This is a genomic window from Desulfosporosinus hippei DSM 8344, from assembly GCF_900100785.1.
GTDB classification, from domain to species: domain Bacteria; phylum Bacillota; class Desulfitobacteriia; order Desulfitobacteriales; family Desulfitobacteriaceae; genus Desulfosporosinus; species Desulfosporosinus hippei.
Window position 1 is genome coordinate 126,800 of record NZ_FNCP01000009.1, and the last position, 26,356, is coordinate 153,155.

Annotated in this window: 28 protein-coding genes; all 28 read right to left on the reverse strand. The window is 42.3% G+C overall.

Annotation, left to right across the window (positions count from 1 at the left end; translation table 11 throughout):
• Positions 1-77 precede the first annotated feature (77 nt).
• Positions 78-1,424, reverse strand: coding sequence for an acetyl-CoA carboxylase biotin carboxylase subunit (gene accC, locus BLS16_RS23565; RefSeq protein WP_034600994.1), 1,347 nt, complete (start codon positions 1,422-1,424; stop codon positions 78-80).
• A 12-nt stretch (positions 1,425-1,436) separates the two neighbouring features.
• Positions 1,437-3,326 (reverse strand): acetyl-CoA carboxylase biotin carboxyl carrier protein, encoded by a 1,890-nt coding sequence (gene accB, locus BLS16_RS23570; protein ID WP_176786125.1) that lies wholly within the window; start codon positions 3,324-3,326, stop codon positions 1,437-1,439.
• Between the two features lie 263 nt (positions 3,327-3,589).
• The gene (locus tag BLS16_RS09995; protein ID WP_092332835.1) at positions 3,590-3,949 is read right to left on the reverse strand and encodes a response regulator; all 360 of its coding nucleotides are present in this window, start codon (positions 3,947-3,949) and stop codon (positions 3,590-3,592) included.
• 110 nt (positions 3,950-4,059) lie between these two features.
• Entirely contained in the window at positions 4,060-4,635 is a 576-nt protein-coding gene (locus tag BLS16_RS10000) for a SpoIIIAH-like family protein (RefSeq protein WP_345788523.1), read from the reverse strand.
• On the reverse strand, positions 4,632-5,195 hold the full coding sequence (locus tag BLS16_RS10005) for a stage III sporulation protein AH (RefSeq protein ID WP_092332839.1): 564 nt from the start codon (positions 5,193-5,195) through the stop codon (positions 4,632-4,634). The genes BLS16_RS10000 and BLS16_RS10005 overlap by 4 nt, the downstream gene beginning before the upstream one ends.
• A 31-nt stretch (positions 5,196-5,226) precedes the next feature.
• Positions 5,227-5,808, reverse strand: a complete 582-nt coding sequence (locus BLS16_RS10010) for a stage III sporulation protein AF (RefSeq protein ID WP_092332841.1) — start codon at positions 5,806-5,808, stop codon at positions 5,227-5,229.
• 12 nt (positions 5,809-5,820) lie between these two features.
• Positions 5,821-6,993 carry a stage III sporulation protein AE gene (gene spoIIIAE, locus BLS16_RS10015; protein ID WP_092332843.1) on the reverse strand — a complete coding sequence of 391 codons (1,173 nt, stop codon included), beginning with the start codon at positions 6,991-6,993 and terminating at the stop codon, positions 5,821-5,823.
• A gap of 10 nt (positions 6,994-7,003) precedes the next feature.
• Positions 7,004-7,390 (reverse strand): stage III sporulation protein AD, encoded by a 387-nt coding sequence (spoIIIAD, locus tag BLS16_RS10020; protein ID WP_014901958.1) that lies wholly within the window; start codon positions 7,388-7,390, stop codon positions 7,004-7,006.
• An 11-nt stretch (positions 7,391-7,401) separates the two neighbouring features.
• Positions 7,402-7,599 carry a stage III sporulation protein AC gene (spoIIIAC, locus tag BLS16_RS10025; protein WP_007779978.1) on the reverse strand — a complete coding sequence of 66 codons (198 nt, stop codon included), beginning with the start codon at positions 7,597-7,599 and terminating at the stop codon, positions 7,402-7,404.
• A gap of 21 nt (positions 7,600-7,620) precedes the next feature.
• Complete coding sequence (locus BLS16_RS10030) at positions 7,621-8,130, reverse strand: stage III sporulation protein AB (RefSeq protein WP_092332845.1); 510 nt, start codon at positions 8,128-8,130, stop codon at positions 7,621-7,623.
• Positions 8,130-9,194, reverse strand: a complete 1,065-nt coding sequence (gene spoIIIAA / locus BLS16_RS10035) for a stage III sporulation protein AA (RefSeq protein WP_092332847.1) — start codon at positions 9,192-9,194, stop codon at positions 8,130-8,132. The genes BLS16_RS10030 and spoIIIAA overlap by 1 nt, the downstream gene beginning before the upstream one ends.
• Positions 9,195-9,344: 150 nt before the next feature.
• Positions 9,345-11,654, reverse strand: a complete 2,310-nt coding sequence (locus BLS16_RS10040) for a bifunctional diguanylate cyclase/phosphodiesterase (RefSeq protein ID WP_092332849.1) — start codon at positions 11,652-11,654, stop codon at positions 9,345-9,347.
• Between the two features lie 281 nt (positions 11,655-11,935).
• Positions 11,936-13,612, reverse strand: a complete 1,677-nt coding sequence (locus BLS16_RS10045) for a ribonuclease J (protein WP_092332851.1) — start codon at positions 13,610-13,612, stop codon at positions 11,936-11,938.
• A gap of 95 nt (positions 13,613-13,707) precedes the next feature.
• Entirely contained in the window at positions 13,708-14,265 is a 558-nt protein-coding gene (efp, locus tag BLS16_RS10050; RefSeq protein ID WP_014901953.1) for an elongation factor P, read from the reverse strand.
• Between the two features lie 196 nt (positions 14,266-14,461).
• Positions 14,462-15,523 (reverse strand): M24 family metallopeptidase, encoded by a 1,062-nt coding sequence (locus BLS16_RS10055; RefSeq protein ID WP_092332853.1) that lies wholly within the window; start codon positions 15,521-15,523, stop codon positions 14,462-14,464.
• 46 nt (positions 15,524-15,569) lie between these two features.
• Entirely contained in the window at positions 15,570-16,016 is a 447-nt protein-coding gene (gene aroQ, locus BLS16_RS10060; protein WP_092332855.1) for a type II 3-dehydroquinate dehydratase, read from the reverse strand.
• A gap of 313 nt (positions 16,017-16,329) precedes the next feature.
• A complete protein-coding gene (locus BLS16_RS10065) occupies positions 16,330-16,866 on the reverse strand; it encodes a LysM peptidoglycan-binding domain-containing protein (protein ID WP_092332857.1) in 537 nt (178 codons plus the stop codon).
• A 120-nt stretch (positions 16,867-16,986) separates the two neighbouring features.
• Positions 16,987-17,502, reverse strand: a complete 516-nt coding sequence (locus BLS16_RS10070; RefSeq protein WP_092332859.1) for a hypothetical protein — start codon at positions 17,500-17,502, stop codon at positions 16,987-16,989.
• 113 nt (positions 17,503-17,615) lie between these two features.
• Positions 17,616-19,070, reverse strand: a complete 1,455-nt coding sequence (locus tag BLS16_RS10075) for a type IV pilus biogenesis protein PilM (RefSeq protein WP_092332861.1) — start codon at positions 19,068-19,070, stop codon at positions 17,616-17,618.
• Positions 19,071-19,096: 26 nt separating this feature from the next.
• Positions 19,097-19,864: a prepilin peptidase gene (locus tag BLS16_RS10080; RefSeq protein ID WP_092332863.1), complete on the reverse strand. Its 768-nt coding sequence runs from the start codon at positions 19,862-19,864 to the stop codon at positions 19,097-19,099.
• A gap of 127 nt (positions 19,865-19,991) precedes the next feature.
• Positions 19,992-20,477, reverse strand: coding sequence for a type II secretion system protein (locus BLS16_RS10085; RefSeq protein WP_092332865.1), 486 nt, complete (start codon positions 20,475-20,477; stop codon positions 19,992-19,994).
• A 94-nt stretch (positions 20,478-20,571) separates the two neighbouring features.
• Positions 20,572-21,774 carry a type II secretion system F family protein gene (locus tag BLS16_RS10090; RefSeq protein ID WP_092332867.1) on the reverse strand — a complete coding sequence of 401 codons (1,203 nt, stop codon included), beginning with the start codon at positions 21,772-21,774 and terminating at the stop codon, positions 20,572-20,574.
• The gene (locus BLS16_RS10095) at positions 21,771-22,817 is read right to left on the reverse strand and encodes a type IV pilus twitching motility protein PilT (protein ID WP_014901944.1); all 1,047 of its coding nucleotides are present in this window, start codon (positions 22,815-22,817) and stop codon (positions 21,771-21,773) included. The genes BLS16_RS10090 and BLS16_RS10095 overlap by 4 nt, the downstream gene beginning before the upstream one ends.
• Positions 22,818-22,831: 14 nt before the next feature.
• Positions 22,832-24,535 (reverse strand): GspE/PulE family protein, encoded by a 1,704-nt coding sequence (locus BLS16_RS10100; RefSeq protein WP_092332869.1) that lies wholly within the window; start codon positions 24,533-24,535, stop codon positions 22,832-22,834.
• Positions 24,535-25,056, reverse strand: a complete 522-nt coding sequence (locus BLS16_RS10105; protein WP_242876251.1) for a hypothetical protein — start codon at positions 25,054-25,056, stop codon at positions 24,535-24,537. Before BLS16_RS10105 ends, BLS16_RS10100 begins: the two co-directional genes overlap by 1 nt.
• On the reverse strand, positions 24,945-25,448 hold the full coding sequence (locus BLS16_RS10110; RefSeq protein ID WP_092332873.1) for a PulJ/GspJ family protein: 504 nt from the start codon (positions 25,446-25,448) through the stop codon (positions 24,945-24,947). Before BLS16_RS10110 ends, BLS16_RS10105 begins: the two co-directional genes overlap by 112 nt.
• Entirely contained in the window at positions 25,435-25,788 is a 354-nt protein-coding gene (locus tag BLS16_RS10115; RefSeq protein WP_242876250.1) for a hypothetical protein, read from the reverse strand. The genes BLS16_RS10110 and BLS16_RS10115 overlap by 14 nt, the downstream gene beginning before the upstream one ends.
• A 218-nt stretch (positions 25,789-26,006) precedes the next feature.
• On the reverse strand, positions 26,007-26,356 hold a 350-nt coding region (locus BLS16_RS10120), incomplete at its 5' end, for an RNA-guided endonuclease InsQ/TnpB family protein (protein ID WP_143015521.1).

A 26,356-nucleotide genomic window follows, 5' to 3' on the forward strand; every position in this document is an offset into this window, starting at 1 on the left:
TAGTGAAGTTCTTTTTGCAGTAAAAGAACGGGGAATCCCGTTCTTACTTCGTATTTTTCTTCTCAGGTTAAAGGTCCTTATTCTCCTAAGATTCGACGTTGAATAAAGTTTGTGTAAACTTCGCCACGTTGATAAAAAGCATTGTCCAATACTTTTAAGTGGAAGGGTATCGTTGTATGAATCCCTTCAATGACAAATTCCTCAAGGGCACGTTTCATGCGGGCAATGGCTTCCTGTCTAGTGGCACCCCAGACAATCAACTTTCCTACCATGGAGTCGTAATAGGGGGAAACAGCATACCCTTGATAAACCGCACTATCCACTCTTACCCCAGGTCCACCCGGAGCATGATAGATGGTAATCAACCCCGGAGAGGGCATAAAGTTCTTATCAGGGTTTTCCGCATTAATTCTACACTCAATCGCCCAACCACGCATTTGGATATCTGCTTGAGTATAGCCTAGAGGTTCTCCTGCCGCTAAACGAATTTGCTCTTTTACCAAGTCCAGACCTGTAACCATTTCAGTAACCGGATGCTCGACCTGAATACGCGTGTTCATTTCAATAAAATAGAAGTTGCCATGACGATCTAACAAAAACTCTATGGTTCCTGCATTGGAATAATTTGCAGACTTTGCCGCCTGCACGGCTACTGCACCCATTCTTTCTCTCAACTCTGGACTTATGGCACTCGATGGGGACTCTTCCAGAAGCTTTTGATGGCGGCGTTGCAGAGAACAATCCCGCTCGCCTAAATGAATGACATTGCCGTAGTTATCACCCAACACTTGAATCTCAATGTGTCGGGGTTCTTCCACATACTTTTCCAAGTAGACCTCAGCATTGCCAAAGGAAGCCTGGGCTTCATTTTGAGCTGCTTTGATGGATTTGCTCAACTCTTTAGCATTCTGAGCAACTCGCATTCCTTTGCCTCCACCACCAGCCGAGGCCTTAATTAAGACGGGATATCCTATTTCTTCTGCAACAATTTCTGCGGTTTTATCATCTGTAATAATATCTTTAGAGCCCGGGACTACAGGAACGCCGCCTTCTATCATTGTTTTTCGAGCGGTGGCCTTGTCTCCCATAGTTTCGATAACTTTAGGAGACGGCCCGATAAAGGTGATATTACATGACTCACATATCTCAGAGAAGCGAGCGTTTTCAGATAAGAAACCATAGCCGGGGTGTATTGCATCAACGCCTGTCAATTCTGCAGCACTGATGATGTTAGGAATATTGAGGTAACTCTTGGCACTAGCAACGGGCCCTATGCAAACCGCTTCGTCTGCGGCCTTAACGTGCAATGCCTCCCGATCTCCTTCAGAAAAAACAGCGACTGTCTCGATATCAAGTTCGCGACATGCTCTAATGATACGCAAGGCAATTTCCCCGCGATTCGCAATCAGGATTTTCTTAAACATGCTCTTTTCTCCTTATTTTTCAATAACGAACAACGGCTGTCCATATTCAACGGGTTGACCGTTCTCTACAAGAATTTGTACAACTTTCCCATTAACTTCCGACTCAATTTCATTCATGAGCTTCATGGCCTCAACGATACAAACGATTTGGCCAGCTTCAATAGTTTGTCCTACTTTAACATAAGGAGCAGCCTCCGGAGATGCGGAACAGTAGAAAGTTCCTACCATCGGGGAAGTTATGGTTTCTGTATTGGCATTTATGATAGACTCCGGCGCTTTGACTGCTTCGGGACGTAGGGATTGAACAGGTGTATCCGCCACAACCGGTGAACTTACCTCTTGACGAGGAACAGCCGTGACCGGCACTCCGGCAACAACACTGGGCCCCTTGCGAATAGCGATTTTCACCCCATCGCTTTCAAGATTTAATTCACTAATTTCAGTCTCATCTATAATTTGGATTAATTCTTTAATTTCTTGTAAATTCAACTTTGAATCCTCCTTCGATAACAATGAAGTGCGGGTATTCTTTGCTTCCTTACCCACTTTAGGTTCCTCTCTTGAGATTACCCCAAGTTTTCGCTCTTCGAAAAACTTCTTAGCAATTTGCGGGAACAATGCATAGCTCACGACATCTTCCTCAGATTGAGCCAACTCGAGACTATCAAGTTTTGCTTTTACCATGCCGGGTTCAAGTTTGTCTGCCGGCCGAACTAATAAGGGTTCCTCATCTCCGATAATTTTCTTTTGAATTTCAGGGTTTATCGGTGCTGGCGGACGACCATATAACCCACGAACATACCCTTTGACCTCTCCTGGGATTAACTTATATCTTGCCCCGCTGAGGACATTTAATACCGCTTGAGTGCCTACAATTTGGCTCGTAGGAGTTACCAAGGGGGGGTAGCCCAACTCTGCACGTACTTTAGGGATCTCCTCTAAGACGTCATGTATGCGCTCAAGGGCACCCTGTTCTTCAAGCTGAGAGACTAGATTCGAGATCATACCCCCAGGTACTTGGTGCTCAAAGACTCTCATATCTGAGATTCGAGTGATGCCGCGCTCAAAACTACGGCTTTTGCGCAGTGCCTCAAAGTACTTTGCAATATGGAAGAGTTTACGTAAACTTAAACCCGTATCAAATCCGGTATCTTGAAAAGCTCGAACCACTGTTTCAACCGGCGGTTGACTAGCACCAAAGGCTAAGGGCACACTGGCAGTATCAACAATGTCCACTCCGGCTTCTGCGGCCTTTAAATACGTTCCGACAGCCATTCCGCCAATATAATGACTGTGCAAATGAATCATAATTCCTAACTCTTTTTTTAATAACGAGATCAGTTCATAAGCCTTGATAGGAGTAAGTAATCCAGCCATATCTTTAATACAAAGAGAATCAGCACCAAGTTCGGCAAGTGCCGTAGCTGTTTCCAGGTAATGTTTAGTTGTATGAACCGGACTAATTGTATAAACAACGGAGGCTTGAACATGTGCTCCTGCTTTTTTGGCAGCATCCATAGGAACGACCATATTCCGAACATCATTCAGAGAATCGAAAATCCTGATAATATCAATTCCATTTTTGACACTCAGGGAAACAAATTCCCTAACGACATCATCCGGGTAATGCTGATACCCTACCAGAGACTGGGCCCTAAGCAACATTTGTAAGGGTGTCTTTTTAACACGGCTTTTTATCTGTCTTAAACGTTCCCAGGGATCCTCACCCAAGAAACGCAGACACACATCAAAAGTAGCCCCGCCCCATACTTCTAACGAAAAAAAACCTACCTCATCCAGCTCTGTTAGGATGGGCAGCATATCCTCGGTACGCATCCGAGTTGCCCAAAGACTTTGGTGGGCATCCCTCAAAGTCGTATCTGTAATCTTAACTGGTTTCACTGCCGTCACCCCTCTTTGTATTATCCCCATTCCGTTCAAACTTCAATAATGGGTAATTTTCTCATTATTAAAAATGAAACAATATGTTTTATTATATGAGGGTACTACTTCTTTTTCAACGAAACTAGTTTAAGTATACAATATAACTCTTTTTGTATACTTTGACCAGCTTATCTTTTGATTATAACTATTTGCAGATTAGCATAAAACTGCCGCCTATATCAGGCGGCAACTAAGTGCTTTTAAGTTATTTATAGATTCAGCTAATTTAAATGTTTAAGAACTATGTTTAATAGCTCATCAGGCCGAAACGGCTTGGCCACAAAGCCCACTGCACCTTCTTTCAACGCTTCTCGAACAATATTGTCATTGGCAACTGCACTGCAGATTACAACCTTTGCCAAGGGGTTAATCCTAAGAATCTCTGCCAGAGCAGCTAATCCATCAAGTTCCGGCATGGTAATATCTAAAAGCGTCAGGTCAGGTTTGTTAGACTTGAATTGCTCCACAGCCTGCAAACCATTTTCAGCTTCAATGACGTTTGTAAGACCCTGCCGAGCAAGAATCTGACTAATCATCAAACGCATGAAACTCGCATCATCAGCAATAAGAATTTTGCTCATCTTCAGTGTCTCTCACCCTCTCAACCAGGACTTTCGTCCTATTATGGATATAATTCGCTCTGCCCTACCTATTTTCCTGCATATGTTATATAGAACTTTTTGAATATCTACTATTTTTTAGAAGATATCATAATCTTATCTAAACGGATTCCTGTCACTCTCAGGACAATCTCCTGTATAAGACTTACCTCATGGGGAGTTAAACTCGGAGCATAGACAATCACTGTTACATGTTCAGAAAAAACATCCGCTACTGCGTCGTGGAAGCCTTTTATTTTGAGAAGATTTTCAATCTCTTCTTCTCGTTGAATTTTCATGCTAAGCTGCAGCCATTGATCTTGCGCCTCTGCCTTGCTTTTTTCTACTGTCGAATCGAGGAGTGGAGCAAGCATAGCTTTTGATTCCTGACGTAATTGATCTCGTTTTAAACGATAATTGACGAAATAATCTCCACCGGAGTTATTGGGTTTTATAGTTTCAACCTCAAACTTGATTTGAGATTTTTCTTTTGGAGCATTAACAGGCGAACTTGCCTGTTCCGGAATATAGGCATGGGATTCAGAAAGCATTAAACTAATTCCCAAAATCCCCAGCATGACTGCTAACCCTGCATAAACAGTCAGTCTTAACCGAGATTTGCGTCCCACAATTAAAAGCACCGGCCAATTCATGTACTTAGTCATCATGCTCCACCCATTGGCACAACAGTAATTCTGGAGCTTGGAATACTTAAAAGAGTTTGTACCGCTGTATGTATTCCTTCCCGTACTTTTGGATCGCGGGCACCTTCAGCTATTACTAAGACTCCTCCGATCTCGGGACGATCCTCAATGGCGATTACCGGTTGAGAAGATCCACTTGGCATAACAACTTGGTTATTCTCCGTGACCTCTGTTGTTTCTCGAGTACCTCCGGTCTTATCTGTTTCTTTATTCGTACGCTTAGTGACATTGTTATTCCGAACATATTCATTCTTTAAACCAGTCAAAAAGTTAACGGAAACTTGTACCTTTCCTACGCCCTCCATCATCAAAATGTTAGTTTGTAATTTGCTTTCTAACTCTTTCTCTAAAACACCAATTTTGGTGTTTGGATTCTCTATAGATGTTATAGCGGATTTTATTGGGGTAATTTCTTCAGTGCCAATTTGACCTTTTCCGAGATAAATAAAGGACATCCCTACAACGATTAAAGACACAATTCCTAATAACATTTTATCCGTTGAGATTTTTTTCATCCAATCCATAAGTTAACCTCCTTCCGTATTTGCAAAACCTTTAGGTTTCTTGAACTATTATCTTTTCTTTAGGGATGCTCATAAATGTGGCAATTCGCTCTCTCACCTCTTCAACCTTTGGAGATCGTGTTGTCTCAGGCATAGTAGATTCCCCAATAATAATTGGTTTGACTGATTGAATGGTTTCCTGGGAAGCTGTCAACAGGACATTAATTTCTGCAATTGTTGGTTGATCGGTGATTCCCCCCTCTTTTTCTTCAAATCTAACGTCAACCTCCGCGTCTCCAACCCCTGAAGTACCTAATGCTAATCCTTTAATCTGGTTAATAAGTATTCGCTGATATTGTTCCTGGACCGCATCTCGCCCAACCTGAACTCCTTGTCCTTCCACCGCAATTGCCGGTAAATCTTGAGGACTGGTGACAGTCCAAGCGGGAATCTCCATTGATAGAGGGGTATTCAGCAATGTTGTAATCGGAGCGAGAATCGCCGAAATCACGAATAGTCCCATCACCATTTGGACAAATCCCCGCATGGACTTATTAGGCAAAATCATCTCCAGAAAGGTTGCCAACAATAAAATCAAGGCCAAATTTCTCACAAGTGTTTGTAACGTTTGCACAGTTTTTCCTCCTTAGTGCAACATCACTGAAAAAGTTCCCGAACCTACGACTACAGCTACTGCCATGAAAAACATAACTGCGACAGATGCAACTGAAACTATTATTAGTATTAAACTTTTAGACATATCTTGAAGACTTTCCGCAAGGGCCTTTTCACCTATCGGTTCGATGAGGGCTGCAGATATGCGAAACACCAGGATCATAGCTAAAATCTTAATTAAAGGACCCAAGCAAATCACAATAATTGCTACTAAAGCAACTATCCCAACGGCATTTTTTAAGAGTAGTCCTGAGGTAATCACCAGTTCCACAGCGTCCTTAAAAAACTTTCCGACCACAGGAACAAGATCAGCTGAGTACTTAGCTGTTCGGAATACAACGCTATCAGCAACCCCTCCTGTCACTCCTTGAACCGTCATGACGCCGATAAAAATAGTCATAATCACACCAAGGGATATTTTTCCTACGAATTCAAATAAGCCAGCCAGTTTGCTTAGTTTAAATTGTTCGGAAATATGATTAAAAAGCTTAAGGACTGCTGCTAATAAGAAGAGTGGCAGAATAACCGTCTTGATAACCGTGGCTAAAACTGTCAAGCTACCCATAATAAGAGGCTTAAATAGGGCTGCACTGGTCAAATTCCCCATGGTAATTAAGAGCGTCAGGATAACCGGAAACATGGTTTGCATCAGACCTACCATTTGATCGATAGTTCCTGTAGCAATGTCTATAACCTCTTTAAATGTTGTCATTGCTAAGCTAAGCAGAACGAGATAGGTCATGACCTGGGCGATTTTCCCCACACTACCTCCAAAAGCTACTTGGAGTTGTCCCAAAACTGCTCCCAGTACAGCTAGGATGAGGAGTTTACCAATTAGGGGGCCAGTCCCTAGTATTTGATGGCCTAATAAAGTCAACAATGTGTTCCCTAAGTTTTCCGGTTTCAGACTTAACTTGCCACTCCTTAGATCCTCAAACATACGCACAAGAGAAAATCCGGGCATTGCCTTCTGGACATCACTATCCAATTGCTCCAAAAAACTATGCATTTGGCTCAAATCAATCTCTTGCAGAAGATCTATCTTTTCCAGGGGCTGAGGGGGTACTTCTTCTGCTAAAACCGGAGAAGTTGTCCCACAAAGGAAGAAAACTAACATTACCAAACTGACAATATATCTCGGCAAACACATCACCTCACGGAACGAGTCGTACCAATGACTCAGTAATGGCTACAATAATAGGAATAGCTAAGATTATTACCCCGACTTTTGCGGCAAGTTCGATTTTTGTTGCCAAGGCGCCTTCACCTGCGTCACGGCATATTTGGGCACCAAACTCTGCCAGATAGGCAACTCCTACGATTTTTAAAATGATCAGTAAATAATAGGAATTAATATTAGCTTGATCAGCCAGGTTTTGTAATAAGTCAACAATAACTCGTATTTTACTGAGAACAATTATAAAGATCGATGCACCTGCTAATATGGAAAGCTGTAAAGCGATCTCAGGCTTGATCTGTTTTAGAACAACGCTAAAAATCGTTACTATTAGGGCTAGTCCAACTATTTGCCATATCTCCACACTTTAGCCCCCTAATATAGGTTAAAGACACTCTTAACCAGAGTAAATAATTCAGCTATAGACTGTACTACAATATAGAGAACTACAATAACTCCCATAATAGTAACTCCTTGAGCCATTTCACTACGGCCGGATTGATTTAGAACGGATGCTAGAACTCCGACCAAAATCCCAATACCGGCCACTGTTATTATTAAATTAAAGCTCATTTGTACAACTCCTCTCCCTGGTTAAATCAAGATGAGCACTCCCGCAATTCCTCCAAGAAAGCCTAAGTACGACCACATCTTAGCTTGTTTCCCAGACCAGGTTTCCGCTTGTTCCTTCATTACCATCAATTGACGTTGAACAAGCTCAATTTGTTTATGCTGTTCCGTCCGATCAGACCGACCCAATCCTTTACCAACATCTCCAATTACATTCCAGTCTTCTGGCTTCAAACAAAAATGGCTATTTTGTGCTATCATGGTCTCTTTCCAAGCTATACCCGCTGATTCACCTTGACCCAATCGTTCCTTCAATTCTCCAAAAAAACCTTGCCAAGGTTCATCCGTACGTTCTTTCAGAATTCCGAATGCCTCGGGTAGAGGAGTTGCCCCCCAGACGATTTCCGTGTCTAAGAGTGCTAAGGCCATGGAACATTCTCTTAATTCCTGAGGACGCCTTCGAATTCTGTAAGCAAACCACAGCCCTAAACATCCACACCCCGCTATAAGTACCATACATCCCAGTATTAGCATTACAGGCTCCCCCCAGTTTTCAGATCGTAAACCCCTTCTAAAGTTCCCGGTCCATGTCGCCTGCTTAACACTACCAAACGTTCAAAAACCCCTTGATCTAAGAGATGAGTTATAACCGGTCTGCTTCGGGCCTCTTCCAAGGTGCCGGCGTGAGCGGTACTTAGTATCCGGACTCCGGTACGCAAAGCGTCAGTTATCGCAATAACATCCTCAGCATGACCCAGCTCATCCACAGCCAACACTTGAGGGGACATGGAACGAACCATCATGCTCATCCCGCTGGCTTTTGGACAGCCATCTAAAACATCCGTTCGTAAACCTAAATCATAGGTTGGTATGCCTTGCCACATCCCGGCAAGTTCCCCCCGTTCATCGACAACTCCTACAGTCTGACCCTCTAATTTCAATTTAGGAACTCCGTTGCTTATTGAACGAATCAAATCTCTTAACAAGGTTGTTTTACCTGCTCTTGGGGGAGAGATTAAAAGAGTATGATACAGCTGACCAGTAGAATTTAGCAGTAAGGGCAATATTTTGAGACTTTGTCCCTGAATATCTCTTGCTATACGGAGATTTAAAGAAGATATGTGTTTCAATGTCTGAAGTTGACCATCCTGAAGCACAGCTTCACCTGTTAAACCTACTCTATTTCCTCCGGGCAGAGTAATAAACCCCTGCTTCAGATTCTCTTCAACTGCGTAGAGGGAGCTATGAGTCATACGTTCTAAAGCAGCTGTTAAGTCCTCTGATTTAATCAAGTAGGCTTTGTAGGCACTAGTTGCCTCCCCCTGGTGGTTAATAAAGAGATCCTTATCCACCGTTCGAAGCATGAGCGGCTGTCCAACTCGCAAACGCAGTTCTTCAACCTCGTATAAAGCTACCTCCTTAAGATTGAGTAAAATTGATCGAACATCATCACCAAACCATCTCGCCATATCCGCCCATAAGGCCGCGCTCTTATTAAGCCTTGGAAGGCTTTTTTCCCCATTAGAAACCTTAACTTTTTGTAAATCTGCCGTTAGCCTATGTTCCTGAACGACAGATAGAGTGTAATGTAGCGACACTTCATTGCCCCCCTTGATAGAAGGTATGTCCAACTTGATAGTTTTAGACTTGAACACTTGGCAAAAAGAGGAAGTTTATCTACATAACTAAAGCCGAGAGCAGTTTGATCTGCTCTCGGCTTTAGTTAGAAATTTACACTTTAAGTCACTCTACCTACAGTTATGAACAAACATTTTTTCTGCCTCTTGGGAAGACACTGCTTTACTAAAAAGGAAGCCCTGCATCTCATCACATAGCTTATCCTTTAAGAAGGAGAATTGGTTATCAGTCTCTACTCCTTCTGCAATCACTTTTAACTGCAGGTTTTTAGCAAGCTGAATTATTGCAGTAACAACCTCCTTACCATTATCCCCAGTGGTAATGTCCCGAATAAATGTTTGATCTATTTTTAAAGTATCTATTGGCATGCGGCTTAAATAATTGAGGGAGGAGAAACCTGTCCCGAAGTCATCAATTGAAATTCGAACTCCCAACTCTTTAAAAGAACTTAACATTTCTAACGAAGTTTGGCCCTTTTCCATGGCAATGCTTTCTGTAATCTCCAGTTCAAGCCATTGGGGGTCTAATTTGGTTTCATTCAAAATATTTTTCACCAATTTTACAAAATTGGGTTCTTTAAATTGCCGAGCAGATATATTAACCGCTATACGTAAGGGAGAAAACCCTTGTTCTTGCCAATGTTTATTTTGAGCACAGGCTGTACGTAAAACCCATTCTCCAATCGGAATAATCAGCCCGGTTTCTTCAGCTATAGGAATAAAAGCAGCAGGAGAGACCATCCCTAATTCGACAGAATCCCACCGAATGAGAGCCTCAAGTCCTACAATTAAGCCAGTATCTAAATCAACTTGAGGCTGATAATGTAAGACAAATTCTTCACGAACCAGGGCTTTGCGGAGACTGTTTTCTGTTGAAAGCCTTTGGTTGGCTTTAATATTAAGTCCTTGCGTAAAAAACTGGCAGTTATTCCTTCCCTTCTCTTTAGCAGCGTACATTGCCGTATCCGCCTGCTTTACCAAAGCTTCCATATCGCTGCCATCATTAGGATATAGACTAATTCCGATACTTGTACTTATATAGATTTCATTGTCCTCTAAGATAATAGGTTTGGAAAAGAGCCCTAAAATTCTTTCCGAGACTAAAGCTGCTTCGATTTCATCTTGAATTTCTGAGAGCAATATCAAGAATTCGTCCCCGCCCTGCCTTGCCACCGTATCCCCTTCACGCAAAGTCTGCCGCAAACGTTCAGCTACACTTTTGAGAAGTAAATCCCCCATATTGTGTCCCATTGTATCGTTAATCAGTTTAAATCGATCTAAATCTAAGAACATAACCGCCAATTTACCATTTTTACGTCTTGCTCTAGCTAAGGCATTCTTTAAATATTCATTGAATAAAAGCCGATTAGGCAGCCCTGTTAAGGCGTCATGCTGTGCCTGATGAGCCAATTCTTTCATATGATCCCATTTATAACTGACATCTCGAAAAACTAAAACAGCACCTATGATTTTATCATCTCTATCCCTTATGGGAGCGGCAGAATCCTCAATTGAAACTGCAAAACCATCTTTATTAATTAGGGCAGTATGATCAGCTATATTAACTACACGGCCTTCTTGAAGACAGCGAATAATTGGACTTTCAACTTCTTCACCTGTTTCTTCATGAACAATATGAAAGACTGTTTCTAAAGGGAGACCTACTCCCTCTGAATTTGACCAACCTGTTAAAGCCTCAGCCACTGGATTAATATACTCTACCTTCGCCTTAACATCCGTGGTAATCACGGCATCTCCGATTGACTCTAAAGTAACTTGTGCACGTTCCTTGGCCAGCCAAACTTCAGCCTCAATTTTCTTTCGTATAGCAATATCTCGTATCACACTTACAATAATTGGTTTCCCGTTTATTGTTGCTCCTTTAGCGCTAATATCGATAGGAAAAACACTTCCATCTTTGCAGACGTGCTTCAGTTCAAATTGCATTCCCTTTGGTGCATGTTTAAGAAAGAATGGAACCATTAGCTGATCCTCTGGCAAACGCAATTTGTGCATTGGCATATTCGTCAATTCCTCACGAGTATATCCATAACGCTTTACTGCCGCCTCATTGGCATCGATTATTTGTCCCTCTGGACTGATAAATATAATTATATCCGGTACCTCATCGGCCAATAAGCGATAACGCTCCAAGTTAGCCCGATCTTTAATTAGAGCTTTTTCGGATTCTTGCAGATTGTTATATCCCGATTGAATTAGCCAATACAGTAACATTGCAGTTACTAAGACAAAAACAGCACCTTTTAGAGTAGATAAATTGAGGATCGTCTCTTGATCAGCAATAATAATAGTCAACAAACGATCAGAAAAGAGAATCCAAAGCATACTAAACAAACCATAAAGCACTGCTATTCTAAAAGGAGTGACCTTACTCAGATTGCATTTTAGCTTAAAATTCATTACGAAGCACTCCTTTCGATAGGTCTTAAGTCTTAGGTCTTATTCTTCAATAATAATCAATAATCCTGCAATTTTAATGAGAATCTTTAAATAATCCCTTAATTTGTTTAATAATTTAGACGAATTCGACTCTTATGACAGAAATCGGTTTAATTATTTAACATTAAAAACACCCACTTCTTACAAGTGGGCGTTACAGGTCCTTTTAAGTATTCATTGACCCTATATCTTTCTTCTTTCTATGACTATGTAGGTGTTGAAATCACCAATCCGACAGACGCTTAATAATGTAATAACACTGGCAAAATCATAGGCCGCCTTCGAGTCTTTTCCCATAAGTATTTACTTAGACTATCACGAATGTTCGATTTTAAGGCTCCCCATTCAATTTGGTCTTTCTCAAATTGCCTTTCTATACTCCCTATTACATCTTTTTTAGCACCATCGATTAAGGCATCTGCTTCTTTCATAAATGTGAATCCTCTTGAAATGATATCCGGCCCAGATAATATTTTATAAGGCTTGCTCTTAGAGAGTGCAGCGACAACTACAACTACTCCATCCTGAGCTAATTGTTGCCGATCCTTTAAAACAATGTACCCCACATCTCCTACACCCAACCCATCAATATAAACACTTCCTGCCTCAACCCGTTCACCAAATTCCATTCGATCCGGTGAAAGTTCAACCCGGGAGCCCAACTGGGTAATGGCAATGTCCTCATCCACATAACCAAGAGACTGACCAATTTTTCTAAAACCGGCTTGATGACGTATTTCACCATGATGAGGAATAAGAAAACGAGGTTGAGTGAGACGAATAACAAGTTTTATTTCTTCTTGGTTGGCGTGCCCGGATACATGCACCTGTCCCATTTCCTTAGTGACTACTTCGGCCCCTATTTGATAGAGATGATTGATTGTTTTTCCGACCAACTTCTCGTTTCCGGGGATTGGGGTTGCTGCCATGACTACCATATCCCCTGGCATCACATTAATCTGCCGATGACTGCGAGTAGCCATTCGCGTTAAGGCTGCCAGAGGTTCTCCTTGACTCCCAGTGGTGAGCACTAATAATTTCTCCGGCTGCATACTCCCTACTTCAGAACTGGGAATTAAGATGTTTTCCTGGGGTAATTTTAAATATCCCAGTTCAATCGAAGTATTAACAACGTTTTCCATACTCCTTCCTACAACGCAAATTTTGCGTCCGATATCTGAGGCCGCATTAATCGCTTGTTGAATTCGATGGACATTCGAAGCAAAGGAAGCCATGATAATTTTTCCTTGAGCCCGTTCGAACCATTCCCGCAAGACTTTGCCAACAATCTTCTCTGAAATTGTAACCCCCGGTCTCTCTGAGTTAGTAGAATCACAAAGCAGGGCTAATACCCCTTCCTGTCCCCAGGCCGCAAGTTTACCTAAATCCATGTTATATCCATCAATTGGTGTGTAATCCACTTTAAAATCACCGGTATAAATCACTCGGCCCACCGGCGTAAGTAAAGAATATCCGACAGCATCAGGAATACTATGGGTAACACGAAAGGCTTCAACTTCAAACACTCCTGCTCGAATCGGTTCTCCTGGCTCAATAACATGCACCAACGATTCCGGATAGGGGTTTTTTTCCTGCAACTTTGCCTGAACTAAGCCTAAGGTCAACCGAGTTCCATAAATGGGTATATTCAATTTTGGTAAGATGAAAGGAAGTCCACCAATATGATCTTCATGTCCATGAGTGATAAAGAGTCCTTTAATACGCTCACGGTTTTTCTCTAAATAAGTGATATCGGGAATTACTAGATCAATACCAAGTAATTCATCTTCCGGAAATTTCACACCTCCATCAATGACTACAATCGAATCTTCATATTCAAACACAAGTAAGTTTTTTCCGATTTCTCCCGTTCCACCAAGTGGAATCACACTAAGCTTTGATGCCCTCTTATTATGCAAATTAAAAAACACCTCCTATGGTAACAGTAAGGTTAATTTGCCCCATAGAAGATGTTTTCATGTCTATAAAAAATTATTCAGGTATAAGAGTATCACTATGCCCGTTGAACATAGTTACCTGTGCGAGTATCAATAATGAGGACATCTCCTTCATTGACAAAGAAAGGAACTTGCACCACAGCACCGGTTTCTAAGGTAGCTGGTTTGGTACCACCGGTTGCAGTATCTCCTTTAACTCCTGGTTCAGTAGCAGTAACTTCCAGTTGAACGGAATTTGGGATATCTACCCCAATAACCTGTACCCCGAAGAAAAGCACCCCTAAAGTCATGTTTTCTTTCAGCCACTTAACTCCATCACCGATTTGTGCCTCAGTTAAAGAGGTTTGTTCGTAGGTTTCCTTATCCATAACAACGAAATGCTCTCCATCTTTGTAGAGATAATCCATTTCGCGGCGCTCTACATGTGCTTTCTCAACTTTTTCGCCGGCATTGAACTTACGCTCTACGACCCCACCGGTCTTGACATTCTTCAGTTTAGTGCGTACAAAAGCTGCACCCTTCCCTGGTTTGACATGTTGAAACTCAACTACTGAAAATACATCACCATCTATTGTAATGGTAAGACCTGTCTTAAAATCATTTGTTGAAATCATTGTTTACTTCCCCCTAATAATTCTTGTATAGACCAGATTGTCCCTATTGAAGTCTAATATCTGCGCAATGGCAAAAACGTGATTTTTGATTCGATGGAATAATATCCCATCGAATCTATGTTATCCAGAAGCTTAAAAACCACCATTCCTTCTGTTATTGAACAAGGGCTAGTGAGAATCAGCTTTTGGACAAAATTTACTCTAAAATGATCAATTCTTTGGGTGCTTGGGTTAAGACCTCGCAACCGCTTTCAGTGACTAAAACAATGTCTTCAATGCGAACACCGCCCCAGTCAGGTATATAAATACCAGGTTCGACAGTAACTACCATTCCGGGCTGAAGAAGGCGTTCTTCCCGCTTACTCAGATTCGGCCCTTCGTGAATGGCCAGACCCACAGAATGTCCCAGCCCGTGTCCAAAGTAATCTCCATAGCCTGCTTCTTCAATAATAGACCGGGCTACAGCATCTACTTCTTTACCGGAGCGGCCTGGTGCAACTGCTTGGATTCCTGCCATTTGTGCTCTCAAAACAGTAGCGTAAACATCCCTATGCTTATCCTCAGGGTCGCCGATAAACACAGTACGAGTTATATCTGAACAGTACCCTTGATAAATGGCTCCGAAATCCATAGTCAGAAATTCCCCTGCCTGAATCCTTTTAGGACTTGCAGTTCCATGAGGCATGGCCGAACGCAGGCCTGATGCCACGATAAAGTCAAAGGAACCTCCACTGGCACCAGCTCGTCTCATGGAATATTCCAGATTAAGTCCGATTTCTTCCTCTGTTTGTCCGATCTCAATTGTCATTAAAACTTCTTTAAAAGCGTTATCAGCAATTTTCACAGCTTGGCGAATCAACCCAATTTCAGAATCATCTTTTACCGAGCGCAAGTTGCTGACAAGGTTCGGCAGCGAAAAAAGTTCAGCTTCTAATAAGGCATTCTTCAGATTGCCAAAATCAACGTAGGTTATATAATCTCCTTCAAAGCCAACCCTATGTACTCCCCTACCTATTTCGCCTAATTTTGCAAAGTGGTCATGTCCCGCATCAATAATCTCAAAAGCAGGGGCCTGAGCTTTAGCTTGTTCTATGTAGCGAAAGTCGGTTAATAAAACAGCATTCTCTAACGTAATATATAAAGTTGTTTCACCACCGGAAAATCCGCTAACATACCTACCGTTTTCCGGGCGCATTACAACATATGCGTTGAGGTTTTCATCTCGCATGTGTTGACGCATTTGTTGCAGGCGACTCACTTAAATACCCCCTATCTCGAAGTTCGTGGTACGTTCGAATTCCAGTTCAGATTTTACCCTGTGCTTTTTGGTAAGAGATAGCATAATGCATTGCTAGGGAATATCCCTCAGCGCCTAGACCTGAGATCTGTCCGATACAGACTGGAGCAATAACCGAATTGGTCCGAAACGCCTCACGTGCGTGGATATTGGATAGATGTACTTCAACCACAGGAACTTTTACAGCGCTTATAGCATCTCTTATCGCATAACTCGTATGCGTCCAAGCCCCAGGATTAAGTATTAAAAAATCCGCTGAACTTAGGCCCTGAATCCAATCGATGAGGACTCCCTCATGATTAGTTTGCTTGCACTCGGCGTTTATTTTCGCCTCATTTGCTATTCTTAATATTTCCTGATGAATCTCCGCCAATGTATGCGAACCATAATGTTCTGGTTCACGCAACCCTAATAAATTTAAATTCGGTCCATTAAACACCCATATCATACCCAATTTTATCACTTCCTCAACTCACCTTTAAAATTTTAACACAATTTTCTATTGTAGCATAGTATTTTTCTATTAGGAGTTATTCCATTCCTGCCTAAATAGATTTATTATCTCTACTGTTGAACTTCACTCTACTCCCACCGAACCAGAATAAAGAACGCCCACTTAAGAAGTGGCACCTCGAATTGGTGAAGAATCAAATAATGGCCCATAAAACAGTAAAACAGACAAGAGGTTATAGAATCTCCTGTCTGTTTTACTGTTTTTATGGGCCATTGAAATACCCTACAAATTATCATCAGCTACTCTTTGACGCTTAGAACCCCGGCTGTGCTCCTTGACCAAATTGCTGGGGATTATTAATTTGAGTTTGTTGGTTTTGATCCTGCTGAACCTTCATTTTGCCTTGTTCTGCACGATCCCCTTCTCCACTCACTAAACGAGGAGAAAGCACAACATTTAAGTTACTCAACATTATTTGAACTTCAGTCGGCCCACACTCTCCTGCAGGCTGGACCTTTCGAATCTCTGTTCGAGGAATCATTAAATGAATTTCATGAGGAGTCTTTGGCTCGCCGATACGCTTAAGCCTAACACGAACTCCTTCAACTTCCATTTCTACCTGATCTAAATATTCCCCAACAAACTCTTGACCCTGATCAGCATTTATTGTTGCATACTGTTCCAGCCCTTTACTCGGTTTAAAATCGGGCAGAACAATCTTTTGTCCTATTTGAAGTCTTAGCGGGTCAACACTAGGATTAACCATTAGAAAATCATCACAGGTTCCTCCCCAGCGTTGAGCTAAAACATAAAAATTATCTCCGGCTTGTATGCAGTACTCTTTTCCCACATCACATTCCTCCTCTCCATAAACTATGGTAGTAACGGAATGTCTCGTTACTAAGTTTATGAAATTCTCCCATATTACCCCACGGCCCACTTTATCGAACCAGTATCTTTGCTGGCAAAGCTATTCTCCAGTACTGAAATAGATTTTGAGAAGAGTTTCTCCTTTTCCTTCAGCTAGGAGCACCTCCTCAATATGAACACTTATTTCTTTATTATCCTCTAAAGCTTCCAGGGAACTTGTGATTTGTTCCTGTTGACCAACTAAACGCAAGCGAACCAAAGCATAATCAAGGGCGGCTCCTGTTCCTGCCTCTCTCCGCTCCCCGAATCGTTCAACATTTAGGGAAGCTACGTACACACCATTATCTACAAAAGTATGGCGACATAGCTCAATCATGTCTGGCAACTGATCCATTGTAGGGATAATAGACTTATTTTGGGTTACATCTCTTTCTGATACATCTTGCCAATAATTAGTCTCTTCTTTCAATGCCATCAACTTAAAATACGCTGGCTGGCAAAGAGTCGTATAAACAACAGCATTGCCAAGAAAGATGCTGAATATGATAATTTTCAGACTATGTAGGGAAAGACATCGACAGTTGCGTATAGAGGAGTTGATGGTTGATTTAATCAAAAACAAGCCCCCTTAACCTTAAAATCAATGTTAATATTTTTATAATATCAAAACCAATTTCAATTGCTCTCTTCTACCCAAACTAACTCGAACATTCACGGTACCTCAAGATATTATTCGGCTTCCTGGGACTCTAGCTGGGTAGAAATTCGACCCAGCTTAGCGTTTATAATAAAATCAACGGTACTTTCTACTGTCATTTTGTAACTTGATAATGACGGATCTGCCCAGCCTAGAATCCTCAGAGTCTTAATAAAAGCTTGGACATTTTTTGAGTCATTAGCCGAGCCTTGTATAGATAGACTTCCGTTTTTAAAAGTAATTTGTTTAATCTTCAATTCTACCCCCGCCGAAGCCTGAACTTCTGCCAACCTCTCTCCGATCTTCTCCCGGTGGACACTTGCTTTCTTCCAAGCAGAAAGCAGATCTGCCTGTTGTTGATTCTGTTCCAGGATATCGGTACCCTCTCGAGATAGTTGGCTTAGTTCATCTTGTAAAGGTAGTGCCAGTTGAGAAAGAGATAACCAAACCAGGGTTCCTGTGATAAGCAATATTATTGCTGCGAACCCTAGACGTAAGTAAGCCTTCATAAGCTTTCCCTTAGCAAATGGCTCCCGCCAAAGATTAAGCCCCGGACGTTGGGATATAACGCGCAGACCATACCCCACTGCCACCTCTGCAACACCATGGTTTTGCTCAAGCACTTTCTGCCAGGAATCAGGCAAATCCTTTATGACTGCTTGTTCAAGCAATAAATTTGAGTTAGTTGAATGTAACTCCTGAGCGAGTCTGCTGACATCAGAACCTCCACTCCAGACTATCCGTTTTAAATTATAATCGGTCTGCTGAGTTTGATGATATAAGAGAAACCGTCCTATTTCGTTTTTCCGCTCTTCAAGTAAGTCTGTTTCCGAATACGTTTCACTAGCCGAAAAAGAAGAAAGCATGCGCAAGTTTTTGGGAACTACTCCCCTAAAGGAAATCATTTTTACACCTTCAGGCTCACCTTGGAGGTATAATACATCTTGATCTGCATCAAATCTTAAAGCCTGTCCGAGAGCTGAATAAGCAAAATCGATCTCATTTAAGGGAAAACCCGCTTGATCAAAAATAAAGGCATACTGTTCAAGTATGCTTCGTCGTGTTGCACCTAAGAGAATTTGTAATTTTTTAGGTTTTTCCTCAGAAAAGATGAAGTAATCATAAAACAGCTCTGACTTTGGAATCGATATTTCCTCATCTACGAGAAGACATATAGCTGATTTTCTGTCGCGTTTAGATAGCCAAGGTAGGCAATATGCTCCTATGAATCCTTGCTGCATTGAAACTGCCAGATATACTTTAGCTAACTTGCCAGGGTTCTGAGACCGATAGGTCGCTAGAATGCTCCTTAAAGATTCTTCATCTCGAACTGCACCCTGCTCGATAAGACCGGTCGGTATTGGAATACGGTCAAATTTGACTGCAGTAGAACTATGAATAAGTTTATGTCTAAAGGAAGAGACGGAAAAGCAAAATGCGCGAATCTCTCCATCTGTTAATTCGAAAACTAGGTAACTTTTCTGCATTGATTTCACCTACTTATTCGAGGTTTTCATTTTACCAACGCCCAATACCATTCAAAGATTTGGGTTCCCCACAATAAGGCTATTATTGATCCTAGGGCCAGATAAGGTCCAAAAGGGATCTGTTGACGAAAACATTTTTGTCCTGTAACTAGGAGATATACTTCAGATATGGCACCAATTAGACTTCCTAGAAAAACAGCTAAGAATATTGCGGGAAAACCTAGGAAGGCACCAAGTGCCGCAACCAATTTAACGTCTCCTAAGCCCATTCCCTGGGGATAGAGCAAGGCAATCAATAAGAATAACCCTCCCGCGCCCATAGCACTCAGCAAACTCTCCCATCCTGTTGGGTTTCCGGGTATGAGAAAAGCCCCCAATAACCCAAGCACTAAGAGGGGAAGGGTGAGCACATTCGGCAGGCGCAGGGTATCAATATCAATCAAGGATAGCGCAATCAAGACAGCAACAAAGACTAAGTTTAGGAATAGTTGAGAGGGATAGATTGCCGTACTCCAACTAAAGTATGCCGTAAGAAAGAAAAGAATTGCCGTTAGTAGTTCAACAGCCGGATAACGCCAAGAAATTGGCTCTTGACACTCTCGACACCTTCCATTCTGCAATAGAAAACTAAGGACGGGAATAAGTTCCCAAGCTTTTAAGGGATGTCCACAAGCAGGACAATGAGAACCCGGCGATACTATGGATTCCCCTCGCGGGACTCTGTAAATGACCACATTCAAAAAACTACCAATTATCAATCCTAAAAATCCTGCTGTAATACTTATTAAAAACAAATGAGGCCCTCTTTTCCGGTTTTATCTTCAATTCAGCCTTGTATAATAGCCTTACCACAACTTTTTTGGTTTTTTGGTTTTTTGGTTTTTTGGTTTTTTGGTAGTACTTCTCTTTGAAAAAGACACGCTAGTCAGCTGACGTCCAAATTGCCTCTTTCATTTTTTCATCATACGCCCGAACTTCCGCAGCTAAACCATCCGCAGACATATAAATCATGATTATCCTGTCAGGTGTATGATCAGCTGGAAAGAGATACAAAGTGTTATCCGATGCATCAGCTGTTAAAGTAGATAAGCCAAATCCTTCTTTGCCCACTACCACCTGTTGAGTGGTTGACACATCCAACTTACTGATATAGTTTGGAATAAATCCCGGAGCAGTTACCTTCCCATTCTTTGCTTCCAAGTTTTTAGGATAGGTACCATTTTCTACTTGATACCGATCAAGAGCCGCTTTAACTTGGTGTGCTGTAGCTACATCGGCTTTTTGTTTTGCATTAGCTGTACTAGATACTAATTTGGGGATTGCAATTGCCGCCAGTCCGGCGATTATGATGATCACAGCCAAAACTTCAATCAGGGTAAAGCCTTTGTCTTGTTTGAGATAATTCATCTTAATTCCTCCTTAATTTTAACAGTCCTGCACAAAGCAATCTCGTTCAATGAAAATTGAACATCTGTCTCACTCGGATGAAGTTAAGCTAAGACTACTGAAGTTGTGAACTTAGATCAAAGATAGGGAGCATAACTCCTCCTGCGACAATACCAATCAACCCGGCTAAAATAATTGTGAGAAGGGGTCCAATCATCCGCATTAAACCTTCGAGTTGTTCCTCAAGATCACAGCGAAATATCTTGGTGACATAATGCATCATCAGATCAAGTTGCCCTGCTTCCTCTGCAATTCCAATCATTTCAGCTCCTTCCTTAGGAAAAATCCCACTCGCACTGAGCATTGGTGACATTCTTTTTCCTTGACGAACATTTAGTATGAGATTGTTTATTAAGGCTAGCATCTTAGGGCTGCGCAAGGTTCCTGCCGTTAGACGCAAGGCTTCCAATAAAGGAATTCCGGCAGTCAACAAGCGGCTCAACATCCGGCTGAACTGGACTAAATCCCGAAGATGATAGACTTTACCGATCAAAGGGGCACGTCCCAGCAAGTTCTCCAGATGGATTCTCCACTGATTTGGGCTGGAAAGTTTATAAATCAATAAACTCACACTTGCCAAACTAAGACTACCTCCTAAGAGAAGGGGAAGTTTTTGACTGCCGGCAAAAATGACTCTGGTCAAAAAAGGCAATTCGGAGACACCGACACTTAGAAACAATTTTTCGTACATTGGCAGAATCCAGACCGAAAGAGCGTAGAGTACGAGGATAACTGCAGTAAATAAAAGGGCAGGATAGGCGAGAGCCGCCTTAATTTTTCGCTGATAAACAAGCTCCAAGTCTAACTCATCAGCAATCTCACTGAGAACTTTCCCCAGATTTCCCGTATATTCACCGGCCTTTATCATGGATAGAATAAATGAGTTAGGGGAGGGGTCGAGATGAGCTAAAGCCTCAGATAAATCACTGCCGCTTTCTACCTGGTTCTTGAGAATTACTAATTGTTCTTGATCAAAGGAACTGCGCTCATTGGAGCTCATCATTTGCAAAGCTTGCAGGATGGGGATACCAGCCTCCAGTAAAGTAGCCAATCGACGAGCAAAACTACTCCACTTAAAATTCCTTCCGGCTGGAAAAAGGACATTTTCTATAGGAGCAGTCGATCGAATCCAAACCGGAAAGTAGCCTGCCTTCCTTAGACGTCTTTGAACCTCGTACAAGCCAGTATCTGCCCATATTCCGCGACGAACTTTTCCATTTATATCAACAGCTTTCCATAAGAAATGCTGTTTGCTCATCTTCGCATGCTATCAGGGCTCTGCAGCTTTTCCTGGGCAACGTCATACGTTACCAGTCCCTTTTGGACTAATTCCATAATAGCCTTGTCCATTGTTTGCATTCCCAACTTAGCATTTGTTTGAATAACTGTCGGAAGCTGATGAGTTTTGCCCTCTCTAATCAAACTGCGTACCGCCGGAGTGGCCATCAAGACCTCGATAGCTGCAACTCGGCCTTTGTGATCTGCTCTGGGAAATAATTGTTGAGACATAATCCCTTGCAAGACAGCCGCTAACTGAACACGAATTTGCTGCTGCTGATGGGGGGGGAATACATCGATCATCCGATCCACGGACTGAGTGGCATCATTGGTATGAAGAGTGCTAAAGACCAAGTGTCCGGTTTCAGCAGCTGTTACCGCTGTGGCAATAGTTTCCAAGTCACGCATCTCTCCAACTAAGATTACATCAGGATCTTGACGCAAAACAGCTCGCAGGGCATTAGAAAAAGAATGGGTGTCGTTACCAACCTCTCGTTGATTGACTAGACTTAATTTATGTCGGTGTAAATACTCAATGGGATCTTCAATTGTCACAATATGACTGGCCCTCGTCGTATTAATATAGTCTATAAGAGAGGCCAGAGTTGTTGATTTTCCACTTCCGGTTGGGCCAGTCACTAAGACTAATCCTTTGTGCAGCTTGGCCAACTCAATGCTGACGGGAGGAAGTCCTAAGGCCTGAGGGCTCGGGATTGTAAAAGGAATCAGGCGAATAACTACTCCAATTGATCCCCTTTGCCGAAATATATTAATCCGATAACGTCCAACACCCGGTAAACTATAGGACATATCTAATTCACCATATTCAGCAAACCGTTTAGCCTGAGTTTCATTCATCAGAGCCTTGGTGAAGGTCTCTAAATCTGCCTGAGATAGTTTATCCATCTTGCTTGGGATCAGTGAGCCATCCATCCGCAAAACCGGAGGACTCTCTACAGTCAAATGAATATCTGAAGCCTTCTTTTCTCCGGCTAAAAGTAAAAGTTCTTTAAATGAAATCATGGTTTAGTCTCCCCTTATTCTTCTATTCCAGATGTAACCCGCAATACTTCCTCAACAGTTGTAAGTCCTTGCTGAACTTTTAGGAACCCATCCTCACTTACAGTAAGCATTCCGGAAACCATGGCTTGTTGTTCTATGTCGCGAGCATTTTGTACAGAGAGAACCAGTTCTTTAATCTCTTGACTATAGAGCAAAAACTCGTGGATCCCTATCCTGCCTCGATATCCTGTCCCCAGACATTCCGGACAGCCTACCGAGCGGTATAGGTAGTTTATTGACACGGGTAGGCGAAATGCTCTTTTTTCTGCCTCAGAAATTTTATACTGGGTCTTACAGTGGTCGCACAAACGACGTACTAATCGTTGAGATAAAACCCCGCTGACCGCTGAAGCTAAAAGATAGGGCTCTACCCCCATATCAATCAGCCGTGCTAAGGCCTCTGCAGCAGTGTTTGTATGTAGGGTTGATAATACTAAATGCCCGGTCAGTGAAGCAGTTATGGCGATTCTGGCGGTTTCTTCATCACGGATTTCTCCAATCATAATCACATCTGGGTCTTGCCGTAAAATATATTTCAAGCCTACGGGAAAACTTAGCCCGGCAGGAAGATTTACTTGTACTTGATTAACTCCTGAAAGTTGATATTCCACAGGGTCTTCTATTGAAATTATGTTTTGCTCTTCGGCATTTAATTCTCTGAGCAGGGCATAGAGGGTAGTAGTCTTGCCACTCCCGGTGGGGCCAACGACTAAGATCAAGCCATTTGGACGCTTTAATAAAGCGTGTACCCCTGTCCTAACATCTTGGCGCATACCTAGGCTATCCAGCGAACGTTGAGCCATCTCAGGATCCAAAATGCGAACTACAACTTTTTCACCATATACGGTGGGCATCGAGGACATACGCAGATCCACTCGCCGAACTCCAGCGCTAAAGGTCATTCGACCGTCTTGGGGAAACCTGCGTTCTGCAACATCCATTTGAGCCATTACCTTAAGACTGGAGACAATACTCCGAGCAGCTTTTGAAGCAAGATCATGCTTTTTAATAAGCTTACCATCAATCCGATAGCGAACTACAAAAAGGTTTTTACGGGGTTCCCAATGAATATCGCTGACTCCCTGTAAAACTGCCTCATGTAAAATTGAATTAACGAATTTCAAAGTGGGCGCTTCGTCTTCTTGGAATTCATACTCTAGGGTCTTAGAGGATTCAGTTGACCAAACTCCCGGATTTTCAAAAACGCTATCTCCAATATCCGCCAGGCGGGCAACAGACTGTTCAACGGTTAAATACTGGCGAATTGCAGCTTCAATTTCTTCCTTAGCCGCATATAGTGGTTCAATCTCTAACCCAGTCAGCATTCTTACATCCCGAAGGGCTCTTTCATGGGTGGGATCAGACATGGCAACCTTTAAGACCCCGGAATATCGCTCAAAGGGAATAAGGGTATAACGACAAGCAATTTCTTCAGAAATCAATCCTGCGACAGCGGGGTCAATTATGACTCTCGTCAATTTTACTGCCTGGATTCCCAAGTAGCTGCGTAGGGCCTCTGACAAACTGGCTTTTTTCAATATTCCTGTGCGCAGGAGCACATCCCCAATTGGTTCTTCACCCTTTAAGGCTAGCTCTGAGGCCATTGCTAAACCAGCCTCATCAAGATAGCCATTGGCATACAGATATTGACCGAAGTCATAGTCGCTTCTCGTCACCATTACCAATGCAGTTCCTGATAACTCTTAGTAACCCAACTCTCATTGACCAATTCTAAGTGTTCCTCGATTTTTCTGACCGCTAACCCGGAAAGCCCTTTGGAAGTCACTTTGTAATCCCCTCCACTTAACTCAATCTGCACATCGACTTGCCCGTTATCTAAAGACAAACTTCCCTTCCTCAGATCAGGATTAGCTGTCAAATGGGCTTTTGCCCACTCCACTCCCCCTTCAGCAAGGTAGAGAGCCTGTCGGCTTTGAACCTCACGTTTGACCATTCGGTTCTCAGTATTGGCCTTTAGATAGCCCTCCATTCCTAGCCCTGCGAGCAAGGTTAATAACAAGAGAATGAGCAGGCTGACATATCCTGTTGAGTTTTGCTTAATATCATTGGCGGTAACCGTAAGGGGGTTTAGGGCGATGAATATATCCTTTGGCGGATGAGAGTTTTCCAAGTGATTGCTTGCCCTTCCTTGCTGGCGTGTAAGAAGATTTCCCATAATCCCGGTTCCACCTCCGCACATTTCCAATCAATAACATAGCTCCCCACCGGTTGAGAAACTCCTAAGTGTCGCCAATACAGATCTCTCTTTCCATCATGGTCTAAATCATCGATGAAATAGGAATCGAGGGTTGGCGATGGATTGGTATCATCAGGTAGAGGTAGTACTTTTAACACTCCCGACTCTGTCCAGCTTACAGTTTCGGCGGTTCGAATGGCATCCGAGACTGTCTTTCCAGTAGTAAAGACCGTGTATTGAGCTTCCAGGTGATTCTTAAGAGCCCGGGCACCTCGCCATTGATCAGTCAACAAGCGCATAGAGATCATTAAAAAAATGCAAGAAATCAACAGGGCACACACGACTTCTATGAGAGTTAACCCTTGTTCCGGTGACTCTCTTCTATTCGACAGCATAAAGACTCTCCAACTTGTATTGATAAGGATCTCCTCGCTCCGACCACATCACTTTAACACTTACTTTTAATAAGTGGGGGATATCATGCCAATCAGAACTTATTTGCCACCGAAATTTACCTTCTCGTCCCTCAACAATACCGCCAGGTATACAATCCCGCTGAGCTATATTATCTCTCCAATTCCGAACCGCTAATTGATCCATTTTTCCTTGAGCCAAATTAGCCCCCTCCATGAGAGTCATGGCCTTCCTCGATTCAGAAAGGGCTTCACTTGTTAATTCGAATAAAACTGCAAATCCTAATGAAAAAAGAAATAGAGCCAATAACACATCAAGCAACACATATCCTTCATTACTTCTAGAGTTATCGGAGTTATATTTTCTTAAGATATTGTTACCGTTGCCAAAACTTTATAAAAGTATATAAAAAGCTTTGTTTGCTTCCTGATTCATCGTGTCCGATTTTGTCCGAAGACTACTTTCGTTTGACATAACACTCCACAGGCTTAAATTCCGATGCAACGAATCGTACACATTAGTAGTGTCTTTTTAGGTGACTAGACTACTAATTGATATCTCGAAAGATTAATGGCGGCATTAAAATCTCTATCCATCGATAAACCACATTCACACTTGTACATTCTGTCTGACAATTTTAAATCTTGCTTTATAGCCCCACATTCGGAACACAGCTTACTCGATGGAAACCATTTGTCTGCCTCAACGAGTTCGATACCTCGTATCTCACATTTGTATTGAAGCTTTGACTTAAAGTCATACAGTTTTTGCTGGGCAATGGCTTTCGATAGATGTCGATTTTTCATCATACCCTTGATATTCAAGGTTTCCATAACCACTTTACAAGGTTTGGTTTTCACAATTGCATTCGTGGCTTGATGGATATGAT

Bases quoted from the DNA above. Each gene is read 5' to 3' on its own strand.
- BLS16_RS10105 (WP_242876251.1), bottom strand. From the start codon at position 25,056: ATGTGCGGAGGTGGAACCGGGATTATGGGAAATCTTCTTACACGCCAG.
- accC (WP_034600994.1), bottom strand. From the start codon at position 1,424: ATGTTTAAGAAAATCCTGATTGCGAATCGCGGGGAAATTGCCTTGCGT.
- BLS16_RS10090 (WP_092332867.1), bottom strand. From the start codon at position 21,774: ATGAGCAAACAGCATTTCTTATGGAAAGCTGTTGATATAAATGGAAAA.
- BLS16_RS10040 (WP_092332849.1), bottom strand. From the start codon at position 11,654: ATGAATTTTAAGCTAAAATGCAATCTGAGTAAGGTCACTCCTTTTAGA.
- efp (WP_014901953.1), bottom strand. From the start codon at position 14,265: ATGATTTCAACAAATGATTTTAAGACAGGTCTTACCATTACAATAGAT.
- BLS16_RS09995 (WP_092332835.1), bottom strand. From the start codon at position 3,949: ATGAGCAAAATTCTTATTGCTGATGATGCGAGTTTCATGCGTTTGATG.
- BLS16_RS10095 (WP_014901944.1), bottom strand. From the start codon at position 22,817: ATGATTTCATTTAAAGAACTTTTACTTTTAGCCGGAGAAAAGAAGGCT.
- BLS16_RS10085 (WP_092332865.1), bottom strand. From the start codon at position 20,477: ATGAATTATCTCAAACAAGACAAAGGCTTTACCCTGATTGAAGTTTTG.
- spoIIIAC (WP_007779978.1), bottom strand. From the start codon at position 7,599: ATGAGCTTTAATTTAATAATAACAGTGGCCGGTATTGGGATTTTGGTC.
- BLS16_RS10000 (WP_345788523.1), bottom strand. From the start codon at position 4,635: ATGATGACTAAGTACATGAATTGGCCGGTGCTTTTAATTGTGGGACGC.
- BLS16_RS10005 (WP_092332839.1), bottom strand. From the start codon at position 5,195: ATGGATTGGATGAAAAAAATCTCAACGGATAAAATGTTATTAGGAATT.
- BLS16_RS10075 (WP_092332861.1), bottom strand. From the start codon at position 19,070: ATGCAGAAAAGTTACCTAGTTTTCGAATTAACAGATGGAGAGATTCGC.
- BLS16_RS10030 (WP_092332845.1), bottom strand. From the start codon at position 8,130: ATGCTAATACTGGGATGTATGGTACTTATAGCGGGGTGTGGATGTTTA.
- BLS16_RS10100 (WP_092332869.1), bottom strand. From the start codon at position 24,535: ATGGTGACGAGAAGCGACTATGACTTCGGTCAATATCTGTATGCCAAT.
- BLS16_RS10110 (WP_092332873.1), bottom strand. From the start codon at position 25,448: ATGCTGTCGAATAGAAGAGAGTCACCGGAACAAGGGTTAACTCTCATA.